The sequence below is a fragment of the Micromonospora sp. NPDC005257 genome (genome assembly GCF_042872445.1).
Lineage (GTDB): Bacteria > Actinomycetota > Actinomycetes > Mycobacteriales > Micromonosporaceae > Micromonospora.
On record NZ_JBIAKL010000003.1, the window covers coordinates 546,283 to 562,360 of the forward strand.

15 protein-coding genes are annotated in these 16,078 nt (G+C 69.0%); 7 read left to right on the plus strand and 8 right to left on the minus strand.

The features are described 5' to 3' along the window. Positions 1-79 precede the first annotated feature (79 nt). Positions 80-481 carry an aldehyde dehydrogenase family protein gene (locus ACFYO8_RS09340; RefSeq protein ID WP_354874882.1) on the plus strand — a complete coding sequence of 134 codons (402 nt, stop codon included), beginning with the start codon at positions 80-82 and terminating at the stop codon, positions 479-481. Between the two features lie 290 nt (positions 482-771). Here the strand turns inward: ACFYO8_RS09340 and ACFYO8_RS09345 are convergent, their stop codons facing one another. From ACFYO8_RS09345 to ACFYO8_RS09355, 3 genes are all read right to left on the minus strand, one after another. Beyond that, on the minus strand, positions 772-1,119 hold the full coding sequence (locus ACFYO8_RS09345; protein WP_355095178.1) for a hypothetical protein: 348 nt from the start codon (positions 1,117-1,119) through the stop codon (positions 772-774). A gap of 333 nt (positions 1,120-1,452) precedes the next feature. Then, positions 1,453-1,608 (minus strand): hypothetical protein, encoded by a 156-nt coding sequence (locus tag ACFYO8_RS09350; protein ID WP_355095181.1) that lies wholly within the window; start codon positions 1,606-1,608, stop codon positions 1,453-1,455. Positions 1,609-1,795: 187 nt separating this feature from the next. After that, positions 1,796-2,236 (minus strand): class III extradiol ring-cleavage dioxygenase, encoded by a 441-nt coding sequence (locus ACFYO8_RS09355; protein WP_355095183.1) that lies wholly within the window; start codon positions 2,234-2,236, stop codon positions 1,796-1,798. A gap of 261 nt (positions 2,237-2,497) precedes the next feature. Here ACFYO8_RS09355 and ACFYO8_RS09360 point away from each other — a divergent pair, with 261 nt between their 5' ends. Beyond that, positions 2,498-3,586 carry an epoxide hydrolase family protein gene (locus ACFYO8_RS09360; protein ID WP_354874869.1) on the plus strand — a complete coding sequence of 363 codons (1,089 nt, stop codon included), beginning with the start codon at positions 2,498-2,500 and terminating at the stop codon, positions 3,584-3,586. A gap of 268 nt (positions 3,587-3,854) precedes the next feature. Here ACFYO8_RS09360 and ACFYO8_RS09365 read toward each other — a convergent pair whose 3' ends face one another. Beyond that, positions 3,855-4,217: a hypothetical protein gene (locus tag ACFYO8_RS09365; RefSeq protein WP_357707042.1), complete on the minus strand. Its 363-nt coding sequence runs from the start codon at positions 4,215-4,217 to the stop codon at positions 3,855-3,857. A 481-nt stretch (positions 4,218-4,698) separates the two neighbouring features. Between ACFYO8_RS09365 and ACFYO8_RS09370 the strand changes: the two genes are divergently transcribed. From ACFYO8_RS09370 to ACFYO8_RS09380, 3 genes are all read left to right on the plus strand, one after another. Beyond that, positions 4,699-5,577: an IS5 family transposase gene (locus tag ACFYO8_RS09370; RefSeq protein ID WP_376700856.1), complete on the plus strand. Its 879-nt coding sequence runs from the start codon at positions 4,699-4,701 to the stop codon at positions 5,575-5,577. A gap of 561 nt (positions 5,578-6,138) precedes the next feature. Continuing rightward, on the plus strand, positions 6,139-7,200 hold the full coding sequence (locus tag ACFYO8_RS09375; RefSeq protein ID WP_354875060.1) for an SMP-30/gluconolactonase/LRE family protein: 1,062 nt from the start codon (positions 6,139-6,141) through the stop codon (positions 7,198-7,200). 27 nt (positions 7,201-7,227) lie between these two features. Then, positions 7,228-8,967 carry a PQQ-dependent sugar dehydrogenase gene (locus ACFYO8_RS09380; protein WP_354875058.1) on the plus strand — a complete coding sequence of 580 codons (1,740 nt, stop codon included), beginning with the start codon at positions 7,228-7,230 and terminating at the stop codon, positions 8,965-8,967. 339 nt (positions 8,968-9,306) lie between these two features. On the opposite strand, the gene ACFYO8_RS09385 is transcribed toward ACFYO8_RS09380, so the two are convergent. From ACFYO8_RS09385 to ACFYO8_RS09395, 3 genes are all read right to left on the minus strand, one after another. Beyond that, positions 9,307-10,215 (minus strand): zinc-binding dehydrogenase, encoded by a 909-nt coding sequence (locus tag ACFYO8_RS09385; protein WP_354875056.1) that lies wholly within the window; start codon positions 10,213-10,215, stop codon positions 9,307-9,309. A 355-nt stretch (positions 10,216-10,570) separates the two neighbouring features. Further along, positions 10,571-11,857, minus strand: coding sequence for an IS256 family transposase (locus tag ACFYO8_RS09390; protein WP_387256916.1), 1,287 nt, complete (start codon positions 11,855-11,857; stop codon positions 10,571-10,573). A 105-nt stretch (positions 11,858-11,962) separates the two neighbouring features. Further along, positions 11,963-13,279: an ISL3 family transposase gene (locus ACFYO8_RS09395; protein ID WP_354875003.1), complete on the minus strand. Its 1,317-nt coding sequence runs from the start codon at positions 13,277-13,279 to the stop codon at positions 11,963-11,965. Between the two features lie 206 nt (positions 13,280-13,485). Here ACFYO8_RS09395 and ACFYO8_RS09400 point away from each other — a divergent pair, with 206 nt between their 5' ends. Both ACFYO8_RS09400 and ACFYO8_RS09405 read left to right on the plus strand, forming a co-directional pair. Then, a complete protein-coding gene (locus ACFYO8_RS09400; RefSeq protein ID WP_354875001.1) occupies positions 13,486-14,070 on the plus strand; it encodes a winged helix-turn-helix domain-containing protein in 585 nt (194 codons plus the stop codon). Position 14,071: 1 nt separating this feature from the next. Beyond that, complete coding sequence (locus ACFYO8_RS09405) at positions 14,072-15,328, plus strand: MFS transporter (protein WP_354874999.1); 1,257 nt, start codon at positions 14,072-14,074, stop codon at positions 15,326-15,328. On the opposite strand, the gene ACFYO8_RS09410 is transcribed toward ACFYO8_RS09405, so the two are convergent. Beyond that, complete coding sequence (locus ACFYO8_RS09410) at positions 15,213-15,827, minus strand: DUF4365 domain-containing protein (protein WP_354875005.1); 615 nt, start codon at positions 15,825-15,827, stop codon at positions 15,213-15,215. The two genes, ACFYO8_RS09405 and ACFYO8_RS09410, sit on opposite strands and share 116 nt — an antisense overlap. Positions 15,828-16,078: the final 251 nt, after the last annotated feature.

Consider the following 16,078-nt stretch of genomic DNA (forward strand, 5'->3'; position numbering starts at 1 on the left):
CACCAGAAACGCTATTGAGCTGGGGGAACGGCGACCATCCAGCGGGCTGCCCGGTCCGGGTACAGCAGGCGCTACCCCCGTGGTCTTCGCCGACGCCGACCTGCAGCACGCGGCCCGCGGTGCCGCGGCCGGCTTCCTCGGCAACGCCGGCCAGGCCTGCGTGGCCGGCTCGCGGACGCCCGGGCAGCGGACCGGACTCACGCAGCGTCCGCAGCGCGGTGAGGCCGACCATCGGCAGCGCGGCAACCTCGGACAGGTCGACCTCGGGGGGCACCACCGCGACGCTGTCCAGGTCGAACACCGCGCGTTGGGCCCACGCGCCCGGCCCGAAGGCGAGCACCCGGTCTCCCACACGGGGACCAGGGCCACTCTCGGCGGCACGCAGCACCTCTCCGGCGGCATCGTGCCCGAGCACTCGTCCGGCCGGCCAGAGATCGGGCCTGTCAGATTCCGCGGTGTCCGCTTTCCAGTGCAGGAGTGACCGGCAGGTGACTGCGGCGTGACACGCCGTGTATACGCTGCCAACCAGGCCCCGGGTCCACCGACCCTTCTGGAGGCTGCCGACGAGGCGGCCCGGCCGCTGCGCGCCGTGTTGGAGGACGTCTGGCTGACCCTCGACACCGCGGTCGAGGGCGAGGGCCGCTGGTTGGAACTCTACGGCGGTGTACCGGCAGATCCGGTGTTCGTGTGCCTCGACGCGATGAGCAACGTCCTGCACGTCCGCTTCGACGGCGCCGATTCACTGACCGTCAGCTATCTGCCCGGCTGGTGCTACGAGGCCGCCACCGCGGCGCACGCCGACCGGCGGCCGGAGGCGTCCGCCGTCGTGGTGACCGACGTCGACGCCGCCCAACCGCTGGTCTTCGACCTGAAGGTCGAGCACCGGATCGCCGGTGCCGAGCGGAGCGTCGTGGTCGGCGCAGAGTCGATCGCGTACGCGCCGCTGCCGATGGGGTACGCGTTCACGCCCGCGCGCGCCTTCGAGATCGAGGAGGCGGACCCGAAGGCCACCCCGCTGGTGCACTGGAGCGCGATGCGGCTGCTGCTGGCCATGGCGCCGGGTGTGTCGTTCTCGGCGCGGCCACTGCTCGGCGGTCCGCTGCGGGCGGTCCCGCTCACCGAGCCCGACCTGGTGGCCGGGACCGTGGCGCTGGACGCGGCGGTCGAGGGGATCGGCGGCGGGCTGCTGCCGACGGCCGTCCAGCAGGCCCGGGCGGACGGACTCGACCTGGTGCTGATCCGCCCCGAGCAGGGCCGCCCGCCTCGCGGCCAGCCATGGTCCTGGCAGCCCGACTGGTTCGTCGCCGCCGCCTCGGTCCTCGACGACGTCGCCTTCACGCTGGCAAGGGACGTGTACGACACCTACATCGACTGGCTGGGCGGGACACCCGACAGCGCGCCGCTGCCGATCCACATCCGGGTCGACCCGGCCGGCGCCGAGGACCGCTTCGCCTACCGGCTGGATCTGCTGGACTCCGACGGCGAGCCGGTCGCCGGCCCGGCCACCACGACGCCCGACGGACCGGTGTGGCAGCTGACCGTGATCCGTACCGCCGGGGTGCGGGTGTTCCTCGACGACTCGGTCGGCGCCGCCGGGGTGAGCACCATCAAGGGAATCGTCCGCTACCGGGAGCGGGTGGCCACACACTTCGACGACGTACCCCTGGAGATCACCGACGAGGTGGTGCCGGTGCGGGATCTGCCGGACCGGCCGGCCACTCTGGAGGAGATCGTCCACGTGGTGGCGACGGTGGGCCAGTTCGTCCCCGTTCCCACGGTCCAAGCCATGTACGACCTACGTGATCTCGGTTCGGTCGCCGCGTACGTAGTCCATCGGCTTGTCGGCGTTGATGCTGAGCTGGACGACGGGAATCGACGCGTCCGGAAAGGCGTGCATCAGCACCGACCAGGTGCCGTGGTCGATGCCCCAGCTGTCGACGTCCGCCCCGACCCAGGTCGGATGGACGACGTCACTGACCTCCTCAGCCAGCTCGGGCAGCCCCGGCGCCGGGTACTGCACCTCGAACAACTCCTGGGGGAACCCGTAGAAGTCGTGAATGGTCCTCGGCCGGGGCATCGCGGTGACGGCCGTGGCGTTGATGTACCAATGGGCGCTGACCACCAGGATCGCGCGGGGACGCGGCACCGCGGCGCCGAACGCTTTCCACGCCGAGGTGTACCGGTTGACCTCGAGGGCGTTCATGGGGTTGCCGTGGCCCAGGAACGCCGCGGGCATCAAGACCTCCGAGCCCGGATGTACGTCTGAAGGCACGTGAACTTCCCTCCCTGGAGGACCGGTTCGCACGGCGCGGCCTGCCGGACCTGAGGGTCACGATAGTGCCACCTGGCAGCGGTTCCGGCCTGAATCACGCGCCTTGAGGGAGCGGTGATCGAGTCTCCCGGATCGTGGCTGCCGATCGAGTGCGGCCACACCGTGCCGGCAGCCTGCCCGTTCGGGCGGCTGCCGAGTGACTCCTGGCGATGGGATCATGATCGGATGACGCCCTTCCGCATCGATGTGCCCGAAGCCGTCCTGGACGACCTGCGGGCTCGGCTTTCGCGGACAAGGCTCGCGCCGGCCGCCCCGGGAGAGCCGTGGGCCGCCGGCACCGACCCTGGTTACCTGGCAGATCTGGTGCGTTACTGGCTCGATGGATTCGACTGGCGTGCGGTCGAGCGTGCCCTCAATCGGTACCCCCAGTTCGTCACCACGGTCCGGGGCACGCCGGTCCACTTCGTTCATGTTCGCTCGGCATCGCCCGACGCCACGGCGCTGATCCTGACCCATGGCTGGCCCGGCACGTACACGGAGATGCTGCCTCTGGTGCCCCGGCTCGCAGACTTCGACCTTGTCATACCGAGCCTGCCCGGCTTCGCCTTCTCCGGACCACTCGCCGAGGGCCCGACGACCGAGGCGGCCGTCGCGGACGTCTGGGCTGAGCTGATGACCCGTCTGGGCTACGCCCGCTTCGGCGCCTACGGCGGCGATATCGGGTCCGGCGTGACGACGTGGCTCGGCGCCCGCCACGCAGATCGGGTCATCGGGGTCTTCTCGCAGCACATCAAGTTCCCGCCGGCGGACCGCAGGGACGACCTCAGCGCGGCCGAGGAGGCGTTCATCGCCATGCTCGACGCGAAGGCCCAAGATGACTGGGGCTACGGAATCCTCCAGGAAACCCGGCCCGACACCCTTGCGGCCGCGCTGAGCGACTCGCCGTCCGGACTGGCCGCATGGATCATCGAGAAGTACCAGCGCTGGAGCGACTGCGGGGGCGACATCTCCCGCCGGTTCGACTTCGACGAGCTGCTGACCACCGTGATGCTGTACTGGGTCACCAATTGCATCGGCACGTCCTTCCGGCCCTACCGTGACGACCACCTTGCCCCGCATCTGCCGATGGTCGACGTGCCCGCCGGCATCACGGTCAGCGTGGAGGACCGCGGCCTGCCCCGGTCGTTCGCCGAACGCACCTACGCCAACCTCACCCACTGGCGCGAGCCCACCGTCGGCGGTCACTTCCTCGCCCAGGAAGAGCCCGACCTGCTCGCTGCCGACCTGCGCGCCTTCTTCAGCGCGCTGCGGTAATCCACACCGCCAGTTTGGCGCATACCTGAATCGTGCGATGGCTGCCCCGGATAATCTCGCCGGATCTTCCTGCCCATAAGGGTGTGCGCGTCGATTGTCCAACGACCGCGCAAACGGGCGGTAGGCCGCTGGGCCCACCGCCCGCGAAACGAGGGACTCGCTCCTCGGCTCAGAAATTCTTGCGCCGAGTTACGGATCGTCTCACGGCATTCGCCGAACCAATTCACATCCCCCGTGTCGTTACCGCGCGGATCAGTGTCGACCGACCCTAGTGATCACCGATCCACAACCAGTCGGTGCAGTCGTCGCCGCCACCCCCGGTGTTGCTCTCGCAGAGGCGGAACTTGTAGATCGTGTCAGGAGCCAGCGCGGACCCACAGCCGCTGCTGGCGCCGTTGGTGTCGCCGCGCACACCCGTAGAACCCGGGGGGTAGACGTACTCGACCCGGACGCCCCGGTTGTTGGACGCGGTGTCACAAGCGGTGGCGTTACTGTGGTTGGAGTTGACGGTGGCGTAGCCCCACGACCTACTGATGGTGTGGCTGCTGGCGGACGCCGGCATTTCCATACCGACGAGAGCCAAGGTTACTACGGCCCCTCCGACCAGCACTCCTTTGAGAGCCTTACGCATTGTTCTCCTTCAGTCGCTATTGGACGGATGGGGAACTCTAACATCGCGTCCCCGAAACTTCTGCCCGTAACCACTGACGCCTTGATAGGCGGCCGGAGCAGCGCCTGAAAGCTGCTTTCTCGCCATCCTGTCGGCCATCGACCCGCCCTCCGGGGAGCGGGCCGCCGCCCGGCCCGCCACGTCAAGCGGACCTTGGCGCCCGTACGGACGCTGGCGGGCCGGGCCGGTGGCCCGCTCGGCTTCCCCGGGTCGATGGCAGGCGGGATGGCCTAACCCCCACGGACAACGACCCGCCGGCGAAGCCCCAGCCATCCTGGGGCCGGAGCACCCCCGCCGGAGGCGCACTAAGGCGTGTTTCGTAACTCGGGGTTGGCCGGTTGAAGTCACGGCGTGGCGGTGATCGATAACTGAAGAGGTCTCCGGTACTTGGTACAACGACCAAGAAGCACCATGCACCGGAGACCTCGTGGCCACCTTAGCGGTGACGAGGCGGCATGACCTGACTGACGCGCAGTGGGCTGTCCTGGCCCCGTTGCTGCCTGCTGCGTCGTCTACCGGTCGGCCGCCGAAGTGGGAGAAACGGCAGCTCATCGACGGGATTCGGTGGCGGATCCGGATCGGTGCGCCGTGGCGAGACGTGCCAGCGGAGTACGCGCCCTGGCCGACGATCTACGGACTGTTCCGTCGGTGGCAGCGCGATGGCACGTGGGACCGAATCTTGTCAGCGTTGCAGGCGCAGGGCGACGCCCGGGGACGCATCGACTGGACGGTCAGCGTGGACTCGATGACCAGTCGCGCTCACCAGCACGCCGCAGGTGCCCGCACCGACGGTCATCTGCAGAAGGAACCACCCGGCGGGGTTCATGACGAGCCGGCCGATCACGGGCTGGGCCGCTCCCGTGGCGGGCTGACGACCAAGACGCATCTGGCCTGTGAGCAGGGCCAGAAAGTCTTGTCCCTGATCGTCACCGCCGGGCATCGCGGGGACAGCCCGCAGTTCATCCCGGTCCTGCGCCGCATCCGCGTGAACCGCCTCGGTGTCGGCCGGGCCAGGACCAGACCGATGCTGGTGCTGGCCGACAAGGCCTACACCAGCCGCGCCAACCGCAGATACCTGCGCTCTCGCGGGATCCGGGCGTGCATCCCGAGCAAGAAAGACCAGGACGCCCACCGCAAAGCCAAAGGCTCCCACGGCGGGCGCCCACCGGCGTTCGACCCGCAGCTCTACCGGCTACGCCACGCTGTCGAGAACGGCATCAACAGGCTCAAACGCCACCGCGGCGTCGCCACCCGCTATGACAAGTTGGCCGTCCGGTTCCACGCCGTCCTGACCATCACCATCATCACCGAATGGCTCTGACCGGCTTATGAAACACGCCTTAGCCGCAACCCCGCGACCGCCGCCAGCTCGCCGCCACGGCCGGCGTCCGCTCCCCACACCGCGCGGGCTCGCGGACACGTTGCCCGCCGCGTCACGGGCGGTCACCACGAAGGTGTACGGAGTGTCCGCGCTCACCCGGCCACCGGGCACGAGGTGCCGGTGGCGCTGCCCACTTCGCGGTACCGGCGGCGTTGACCCGGTGCACGTCGCACCCGGTCACGCCGGCGTCCTTCCACTTCTGAAGCGGCGCCACCATGGCGTACCGGGTGACCAGGTCTGAGAGCTCAGCGACCGACACGGCGGGCTGAGCGACTCGTGTACCGGGTCGGTGGGACCGGACCCACCGACCCGACCAGGTCATCGGGCGCCTTCGGGGCATCTGCCGAAGGTGATCATGGACAACTGATGCGGGGCGCCGCTTCCTCGCCTAAGCTGCGTCACATATACATCGATACTGATCAATAGTAGGTGTCGGCGGCGGCCGGGGCCGGCCCAGCCAACCACGGCCCCCGCATTCACCGACTCCGATTGGAGTACCCGATGACCTGGCGTCCAACCATCGCCGCACTCACCGGCCTGTGCCTGGCACTCACCACCGCACCAGGCCCCGCCGGTGCCGCACCCCCGGCACCTCGGGACGCCTCTGATGTGAACGTTCACACCTACCCGTTCACCGGCCCACCCGGCGCTCCACCCGGGGTCTGTCCGGAGGGCGCCGGGTACGGCCCACCCCTGCCGGCCGGTTCGGTGTCCGCGACGAAGATCCGGAGCGGGTTCTCGTTCCTCGAAGGACCGGTCTGGATCGCCGACGGCGGCTACCTGCTGATGTCCGACATGGCCGCGGGCACCGGGCCGAGCAACGTGCAGCCCTCCACGATCCGCCGGTTCACCCCGCCGGCGACCTTCGACACCTTCGTCGCCGACGCCGGCAGCAACGGCCTGGCACTCAGCCCCGACGCCCAGCAGATCATCGCCGCCACCCACGACCAGCGGAACGTCTCCGCATACCGGCTGAGCGACCAGGCCCGCAGCACCGTCGCCGCCGACTACCAGGGCCGGGCGTTCAACTCACCCAACGACGTCACGGTCCGTTCCGACGGCGTCGTCTACTTCACCGACCCCAGCTTCCAGCGCGGCAGCCGGCCCGACCAGATGAGCGGACGTACCAGTGTCTTCCGCGTCTCCGGCGGCCAGGTGTCGCTGGTGGACGACCGGCTGCGGCAACCCAACGGCATCGCGCTCTCCCCGGACGGCGGCACGCTCTACGTGGGGGCCTACTCCGAGAACAAGATCTACAAGTACGTCGTCCAGCCCGACGGCAGCACCGGCGCCCGCAGCGTCTTCGTGAACTACATCGGCGGTCCCGACGGGGTCACCATCGACTGCGCCGGCAACGTGTACTGGGCCTCCGGCTCGGACGGGCTGGTCCACGTCTACTCGCCCGCCGGCGCGCAGCTCGGCACGATCCGCTCCGGCGGCACCGGCACCACCAATGTGGCGTTCGGCGGACCCGACCGGCAGACCCTCTACATCACCTCCGGCCGAACGAACGACTCGGGCCTGTACAGCGTGCGGCTCAACGTCCCCGGCTACCCGTACTGACCAAGAAACCCGGGAAGGAAAGCACCCGTGCGGATCAATCCTCACCAGCTCCGACACCGCGTCCCGCTCGCCCTGCTGATCTGCGCCGGCACCATCCTGACCGGCGTACCCGCCAACGCCGCGCCGGCCGCACCGGCGACCGGGAGCCGGCCGGCGGCCCTGCTCGCCGCCGACACCAGCCCGCCCACCCGGCCGACCGGCCTGCGCCGCACTCGGCTGACCTGCCAGTCCGTCACGCTCGCCTGGTACGCCTCCCGGGACAACGTCGGCGTCGCCTTCTACGACATCTACCACGACGGCCAGCTCGTCACCTCGGTCTCGGGACGGACGCTGACCGCCACGCTCAGCGTCGTGCAGGGTGTCACCTGGGGCTGGTACGTCAACGCCCGAGACGCCGCCGGCAACGTCTCGCAGGCCAGCTCCACGCTCTCGGTCACCCCGCCGTTCTGCCAGCAGGACACGACTCCGCCCAGCACGCCGACCAACCTGGCCGCGACGGCCAACGGCACGGCGGTGACCCTCACCTGGTCGGCCTCCACCGACAACGTCGCGGTCACCGGCTACACCATCCTGCGCAACGGCACGGCGGTCGGCTCCACCACCGGCACCGCCGGCAACCCGCCGGCGACCACGTTCACCGACACCGGGCTGACGCCCGACACCGACTACCGGTACACCGTGACCGCCCGGGACGCCCAGGGCAATGTCTCGGGCGCGAGCACCGCGGTCACCGCGCACACCGGCTCGGGCTGCACGAGCCCGGTCTGCGGCGCCACGGCGATCACCACCGAGAAGGACCTGCCCTGGGGCCTGGTGCAACTGCCCGACGGCACGGTCCTCTACGGCCGGCGCGACCTGTTCGACATCGTCGCCATGAACCCGGACGGCACCGACAAGCACAGCATCGGCACCGTGCCGAACGTGGCCGGCACCAACGGCGAGGGCGGCGTGCTCGGGCTGGCCGTCTCGGCCGACTTCACCACCGACCACTGGCTGTACATCTACCACACCACCACGACCGACAACCGGATCGTGCGCATCCGCTACGACGGCACGCTGCAGACCAATACCGAGCAGGTGCTCGTCACGGGAATCCCGCGCAACAAGTACCACAACGGCGGCCGGCTGCGTTTCGGCCCCGACGGCAAGCTCTACGCCGCCGCCGGCGACGGACAGGACCCGGACGTGGCCCAGGACACCAACAACCTGGGCGGCAAGGTTCTGCGGCTCAACCCCGACGGCACCGTGCCGGCGGACAACCCCTTCGGCAACTACGTGTGGAGCTACGGCCACCGCAACCCGCAGGGACTCGCCTTCGACTCCCAGGGCCGGCTCTTCGAGCAGGAGTTCGGCAACAACGTCATGGACGAGACCAACATCATCGTCAAGGGCGGCAACTACGGCTGGCCCGCCTGCGAGGGCACCTCCGGCGACTGCGCCAACCCGAACTTCAGGGCCCCGATCCGGACGTACCCGGTGGCCGAGGCCTCGTGCAGCGGCATCGCGATCGTCCGGGACGTGCTCTACATCGCCTGCCTGCGCGGCAACCGGATGTACCGTGCGGAGATCAGCGGCAACACGCTCACCAACGTCCAGCAGTACTTCGTCGGGACGTACTTCCGGCTGCGTACCGTCGAACCGACCCTCGACGGCAACCTGTGGCTGACCACGAGCACCGGCGGGGACAAGGACAGCACCCCGAACAACAGCAACGAGAAGATCCTCAAGGTGACCCTCGGTGGGGCGGCGTCCGGCCCCACGAGCTGAGGGCGAGCCGGGAATCCGGCACCGCCAGCCCTCGGAGGGTGCTCGCGTCGCGCGGGCACCCTACGAGCGGTCCGGGCTGGTACTGCAACGGCAGAAGGCGAATCGACTTGAAGTGACCCCCTGACTTGGCATGCCGAGGAGGATCAACTCGATTCAGGGCCGGCCGGCCCGCTCTGAGCACCTGGGCTGATGACCGCTGCTTCGGGCGGTTCAGCGGGTGGGGGTACGCGAACGGCCCGAGCCGGGCGCGGTGCTGGTCGACCGCAAGGTCGGCGGGTCGACCTGGACCCGCTCCGGGCCGGGACCGATCCGCCGGACACTCACCGCTGCGCCTCACAGTCAGTCCAGATCGAGCAGGACCTTGCCCGGCACCCGTCGTTCCCGCAGCGCCTCGATAGCGACCCCGAGGCGACGCCACGAGCCGCGCCAGCCGATCGGCGCCCGCAGCACCCCCTGAGCCACGAGGTCCACCAGCAACGCCAGATCGGCGGCCGGGGCGGTGGTGTCGCCGAAGGACCGTAGCGTCCGGGATGCGCCCGGGACGAAGGTCGAGTTCACCGGAAAGACGGCCGGTTCACCGGAGGCCCAGCCGATGCTGTGCACCACCCCGCCCGGCGCGAGCAGGCCCCACGCGGCCACCAGCTGGGCGCCCCCCACGGTGTCCAGCACCACGTCAACCGGGTCGCCGACACCCTTCAGGCCAACCACCACCTCGTCGGCCCCCAGCGCCGCCAGCCCGTCGCCCCGGGACGCCGACCCGACCGCGGCGATCACGTACGCACCCCCGTGCCGAGCCAGCTGGACGGCAACCCGGCCCACTCCCCCGGACGCCCCGGTGATCAGTACGCGACGCCCGGGCAGCGGACCGGACTCACGCAGCATCCGCAGCGCGGTGAGGCCGACCATCGGCAGCGCGGCAACCTCGGACAGGTCGACCTCGGGGGGCACCACCGCGACGCTGTCCAGGTCGAACACCGCGCGTTGGGCCCACGCGCCCGGCCCGAAGGCGAGCACCCGGTCTCCCACACGGGGACCAGGGCCACTCTCGGCAGCACGCAGCACCTCTCCGGCGGCATCGTGCCCGAGCACCCGTCCGGCCGGCCAGAGATCGAGGTGACGGATCTCGCCGGCGTTGACGGCGGCGTGCCGCACCTCGACCAGCACCTGCCCCGGCCCGGATTCGGGCTCCGGAACATCGATCACCCGGAACCCGCCGATGGCGTCCGGAGCGGCGACGATCGCACGCATGCAACCTCCTAAGGTCCTCGCTAGGCTCCCGACAGGTGGCCCACAATGGCGACCCTGCCGCTCAGGCCGGAAGGAACGCCACGCGACAGAGCTGCGCGGCGACCCGCATCAGGTCGACGACCCGGCGGGAGGTGAACAGCCGAACAAGCAGCATGGGCCGATTTTCCTATCGAGGAAGTAGGATTTCAAGCCCTGGAGCCAGCCAGCATCGCGTGGCTCCGGACACGTTCGCCGGAATGACTGGCCAACTCCCTCCTGGAACCAGCGGAGAGCATCTGCGCCAGCCGACACAGCATCACGTCACGCAGCAGCAGAGCGGGGGCTGTTTCGCTAACGGTGTTTCCGGCGATCTTGGTTAGTAGGTTTCAGCGGCTGGGAAGCGGTCGCTGAAGGTGATGGCGAAGGCGTTCAACGCGGGTTTCCAGCGCATCGTCCATCGGGTCCTGCCGTCCCCGGTGGGGTCCAGAGACCGGGTCACCAGGTACAGACACTTCAACGCGGCCAGCTCGTTGGGGAAGTGGCCGCGGGCCTTCACGGCCCGCCGGTAGCGGGCGTTCAACGACTCGATCGCGTTGGTGGAGCAGATGACCGTGCGGATCTCCAGGTCGTAGTCGAGGAACGGGATGAACTCCGCCCACGCGTTGTCCCACAACCGGATCACCGCTGGATACCGGTCGCCCCACTTCTCCGTGAGGTCATCGAAGGCAGCCCGGGCGGCGTCGGCGTTGACAGCGGTGTAGATCGGCTTGATGTCCCGCTTGATCTCGTCCCAGTACTTGCGGGAGGTGAGGCGGAACGTGTTGCGGATCAGGTGGATCACGCAGGTCTGCACCACCGTCTGCGGCCACACGTTCGTCACGACCTCCGGCAGCCCCTTGAGGCCGTCGCAGACGCAGAAGAACACGTCCTTCACGCCCCGGTTGCGCAGGTCGGTCAGCACGCTCATCCAGAACTTCGCGCCCTCACCACCCGAGCCGGCCCATAGGCCGAGAATGTCCTTCTCGCCGTCGAGGGTGACCCCGATCGCGGCGTAGAACGGCCGGTTGGCGACCTGCCCGTCACGCACCTTGACCACGATGGCGTCGATGAACACCGCCGCGTAAATCTCGTCCAACGGTCGGTGCGCCCAGTCGGTCATCTCCTCGATGACCTTGTCGGTGATCCGCGAGATCGTCTCCTTCGACACCGACGCCCCGTAGATCTCCGCGAAGTGCGCGCAGATCTCCCCGGTCGTCAACCCTTTGGCATACAGCGACAACACGACCTCGTCGACCCCCGACAGACGGCGCTGCCGCTTACGGACGATCTGAGGCTCGAAGGTGCCGGCCCGGTCTCGCGGCACGTCGATCTGCACCGGCCCGGTGCTGTCGGTCAGCACCGTCTTCGCCCGGGTGCCGTTGCGGATGTTGCCCGACCCGGCGCCGGCCTGGTCGTGTTTTTCGTAGCCGAGGTGCTCGGTCATCTCCTCGTTCAACGCGGTCTCCAGGACCGTCTTGGTCAACTGCCTCAGCAGCCCGTCCGGGCCCGTCAACGACAGGCCCTGCTCCTTCGCGGCTCGGACCAACTCAGCGGCGGCCTTGGCCTCCGCCGACGGCTCCGCCCGCTTCTTCCGTCCGGTCTGGTCGTTCAGTGTCGCGGTCATCACGGCACCCTCCTCACCAGGCACAACGCCCGGCAGGTCAGGCCGGAAACACCCTTAAATCCACAGACCCCACCCTTAAATCCACAGAGACCCGGCTCTTCGAGGTTAAGCGGGGTTGAGGTGTCCGCGGTGGCGGCGGGTGGTGGCGGTGCGGGTGCGTAGGCGTTGGTTTTCGGGGTTGCGGAAGCCGTAGGCGTCGCGGGCGACGGTTTTGATGACTCGGTTGGTTCCTTCCGAGCCGGCGTTGGTGATCCCGGTGTGCAGGAATGCGTGGATCTGCGGCCACCAGGTCTCGATGGTGGTGGCGAGCCGGTGGAGTTCGGGCAGGTCGGTGGCGGCGCAGCGGGTGTAGAAGCGGTGCAGCAGTCGGTGGACGTGTTCCCGGTCGGGGTGGGTGCGGGCGGTCGCGAGCAGGTCGAGCAGGTCTTCCTTGGCGTTCCACGCGGCGAGGATCGGAGCACCGATCGCGGTGGGGAGGGCATCAAGGGTGTCGACGAGGCGGTCGACGTGCTTGCCGGGCATTCGCGCTGCCGAGCGGGTCAGCCGGTTACGCATCCGCCATTCCGGGTCGGTGCCGCGGCCGCGACGCCCGCGCTGGGTGAGTGTGACCCGGCGGCGGACCTCGGTGACGGCCCGGTTGGCCAACTGCACGACGTGGAAATGGTCGACGACCAGCAGCGCGTGCGGCAGCACCTGCCGGATCGCGGCCCTGAACACGGTGCACATGTCGATCGCCACCGCTTGGATCTGCTCGCGCCAGGCCGGTCGGCGGGCGGCGAGCCAGCCGGTGACCGCGGCGGTGGTGCGTCCTTCGACCTGGGCGAGCAGCCCCTGTCCGCCGGACAGATCGCAGAACCCGACGTGCCAGCGATCCGCCGTGACCGTCCAGGAGCCGGCTTCGGCGTCCCAGATCCAGTGCGGCTTTCCTCGCCGGACCTCGTCGATGCCGAGCACCGCGACCGGTTCCGGCTCGTCCGGCAGCACGCTGTTCGCGTGGGTGGTGAACGCGGCCGCGACGATCGGCCAGGAGATGCCGTGGTCGCGGGCGGACTGCACGATGGTGCGTCCGCCGTCGGCGACCGCCGCCCCGGCCGTCTGCCGCAGTCGTGTGGTCAGCCGTGAATGGGCCGGGACCTGGGCGACCTGCTCGGTGAACGACTGACGCGGACAGGCCGGCGTCGGACAGTACCAGCGTCGTTTGCGCCAGCGCAGCCGCACTGGTCGACCGGCGACCGGCAGGTCCCGCGGCCGGGTCGTGGCCCACTGCTTCACCCGCACTGCTCGCTGCCCGCACTGCGGGCAGCATCGTGCCTGCTCACAACCAGTGGACAGGCTCACCACCGGGACGCCCTCGGCGTTCAGCTCGACCCGTTCCACCACCAGGCTGTCCAGACCCAACAGCTGGGTTGCGTCGTTGACCATGCTCGCAGCTCTTCACATGTGACTATCCGAACTCGACGCTCAGATGATCACTAACGAGCTGCAGGTCTCGCCATCTGGGTCGACTCATAGCGGACCCTGCTCCGTTCTCGGAGATTCCGACGAGACGAGACCTATACGAAACACTCCTTGCGATTGCTGAGTGTGAAGGCGTATAAACGAAAGAAGTCTTTCGTTGAGGGGTGCCGATGGAGCAGCAGGAGCCGGAACGCCGGGTGCGGGTGCAGGACGCGACCATGCTGCGCGCGCTCGCGCATCCGCTGCGCCTGCGGCTGTTGCGCTACCTGCTGGCCGCCGGCCCGAGAACCGCCGCGCAGTGCGCCGAGGCTCTCGGCGACACCGGGTCGAACTGCAGCTACCACCTGCATCAACTCGGCCGTCACGGCCTTATCGAGCGGGTTCCCGCCGAGGGGGCCAACCGGCGTGATCGGCCCTGGCAGGCCGCCTCCGTCGGGTTCGAATTCCTGCCCGAGCCCGGTGATGTCGACGGGCAGCAGGTCAACGAGGCGCTGACCGCGCTCGAGCTTGAGGAAGTCTTCCGGGCGCTGCACCGCTACCAGCACCAGCAGCACAAGCTGACCGACGAGTGGCGGGAGAGCGCGACCTTCCACAACTACACGCTCTCGGTCACCCCCGAGGAGCTGCGGCACCTCACGCTGACCCTCGACGCCGTCATCCGGCCCTACCTGCGTCCGATACGCAACGCGCCCCCCGAGGAAGCACGGCCGGTCAGTCTCAGTCTGCAGGCATACCCCACTCCTGAGTTCATCTGAGATGTTCACGCTGCTGCGTCACCGTGAATTCGTGCTGCTCCTGGTTGCCGGGCTTTCCTCGAGCGTGGCGAGTTGGCTGCTGCTCACCGGGCTGCCGATCTACGTGTTCGGGGTGACCGGCTCGGCGTTCATCACCTCCGCGGTCTTCCTCGTCGAGCTGCTGTGCGGCATCACGCTGGGAACGTTCGCCGGCGCCTTGGCCGACCGCTTCGACAGATTCCGGCTCATGAGCTGCGTCGCCGTGCTGCAGGCGGTGGCGGTGATCCCCCTGCTGGGTCAACCTGAACACCATCTGTGGATCATCTCGCTGGTCGCCGGGGCCCAGGCAGTGCTGACCCAGACGTTCGACTCCGCCCGCAACGCCGCGTTGCCGGGCATCGTCGAGGCCGCGCACCTGGTGCGCGCCAACAGCATGGTGGCGCTCAACATGAGCGTGGGACGGCTCATCGGCAGCTCGCTCGGCGGGTTCGCGATCACCCGCGAAGGCACCCGTTACCTGGCGATCGGCGCCGCCGCGGCCTTCGTGGTCGCGGCGGCGCTGATCGCAGTCGCCCGCCGGGCCGCGCACCACGACGCCACCCAGCCGGAGGCGCCGGAACGTACGTCGTCGTTCTTCACCGCCTGGCGGTCCGGCCTCGCGGCGATGCTGCGCAACCGCAGCGTGCGCGTGACGTTCCTGAGCGTCGCGCTGGGCGGCATCGCGCAGGGCCTGTTCGTGGTGCTCTTCGTGGTCTTCGTCAGCCGCGCGCTGCACGCCGACGGCACACTCACCGGCGTGCTGCGGGGCGTGCAGGCGATCGGCGGCGTGGCGGGCGGGCTCATTGTCGGCATACTGGGCGCGCGGCTCAGTCCCCGGCTGCTGATGAGCCTCGGCGCCACCACGTTCGCCCTGATCAGCCTGGTCATCTGGAACGGACCGGCGGTCATCCGCCAGCCCGAGTGGTACATCCTGCTGTTCATCCTGGTCGGCGCACCCGGCATCGCCTACAACAGCGGAGCCTTCGCGCAAATCCAACAAAGCGTGCCCGACACCGACCTCGGCCGAGCCTTCGGCGGCTACTACGCCATCTACAACGCATCACAAGGACTAGGCATGGCGGCCGCCGGCCTGCTCGGCGACGCCCTCAGCGTCGTGCTCGTCCTCAACGTGCAGGCCGCGCTCTACCTCGCCTCCGGCGCGGTCGCCTACGTGGGCCTACGCTCCGCCCTACGGCAGTACTCAGCCCCGCGACCGCGCTCCACCGTCGACATCGGGTAGACCGTTCTCGATCAGAAACCGAACTCCACCGGCTCGCCACCACCCCACGCCACCGCAAACACCTCAACCCCTCCAAACTTCGAAGAACCTCGATACCGATGGCGATGGAGCCTCGGCCGAAGGTCTTGTTGATCCACTCCTCGAAGTCGACGACCAGTCGCAGGCCGTCGGTGAGCATCTGCATCCAGGGCCGGGCCAGGCGCAGTTCGCGTCGCCGAAGCTCGTACGGGTCGCCGTCGGCGGCTGCCCGCCAGACCGCAGCGGCGTCCGCGTTGATGATCTGCGACTCGGGTACGAGCAGCTTCCAGCCGCTGGTGCCCGCGGGCTGCAACGTCGAGTTGGTGACGAGCTGCCAGTAGCAGACCTTCTCCGCTGGGTGGTACAGAATCACCACGACGGGTAGCGAATGGCTCAGCCAGTACCGTACGTGATCGTCGTCAGGGCGATACCACCAGCCGCCGCTGGCGGGCTGCTTGAACCAGCTCTCCCCGCTCTTAATCTAGGCCGTCGGCGTCCAAGGCCGCGTCGTCGCGCAGGGCATCGAACGCCTCTACGGCTTGGTTCTCCAGGTCGACGAGAGCGTCGAGGTCGAGCGCTTCGGAGCACACCAGGATCTCAAATGCACCGTCGGCTTATCAGCACGGTAGGGATCGCGTCCCGACCGACCCGCAGCCAGCATCGGCGGTAAAGGCCCACTGCGTAGCCCGCCGCTTCCGTGCATATCGCACGGCAGCACCCCCACCTCGGCGC

Coding starts and splice junctions, on each gene's coding strand:
- ACFYO8_RS09350 (WP_355095181.1), bottom strand. CDS start 1,608: ATGGTGCTCACCCCGGCGGCGCCGACCGAGTCGTCGAGGAACACCCGC.
- ACFYO8_RS09355 (WP_355095183.1), bottom strand. CDS start 2,236: ATGCCCGCGGCGTTCCTGGGCCACGGCAACCCCATGAACGCCCTCGAG.
- ACFYO8_RS09360 (WP_354874869.1), top strand. CDS start 2,498: ATGACGCCCTTCCGCATCGATGTGCCCGAAGCCGTCCTGGACGACCTG.
- ACFYO8_RS09365 (WP_357707042.1), bottom strand. CDS start 4,217: ATGCGTAAGGCTCTCAAAGGAGTGCTGGTCGGAGGGGCCGTAGTAACC.
- ACFYO8_RS09375 (WP_354875060.1), top strand. CDS start 6,139: ATGACCTGGCGTCCAACCATCGCCGCACTCACCGGCCTGTGCCTGGCA.
- ACFYO8_RS09385 (WP_354875056.1), bottom strand. CDS start 10,215: ATGCGTGCGATCGTCGCCGCTCCGGACGCCATCGGCGGGTTCCGGGTG.
- ACFYO8_RS09390 (WP_387256916.1), bottom strand. CDS start 11,857: ATGACCGCGACACTGAACGACCAGACCGGACGGAAGAAGCGGGCGGAG.
- ACFYO8_RS09395 (WP_354875003.1), bottom strand. CDS start 13,279: ATGGTCAACGACGCAACCCAGCTGTTGGGTCTGGACAGCCTGGTGGTG.
- ACFYO8_RS09400 (WP_354875001.1), top strand. CDS start 13,486: ATGGAGCAGCAGGAGCCGGAACGCCGGGTGCGGGTGCAGGACGCGACC.
- ACFYO8_RS09405 (WP_354874999.1), top strand. CDS start 14,072: ATGTTCACGCTGCTGCGTCACCGTGAATTCGTGCTGCTCCTGGTTGCC.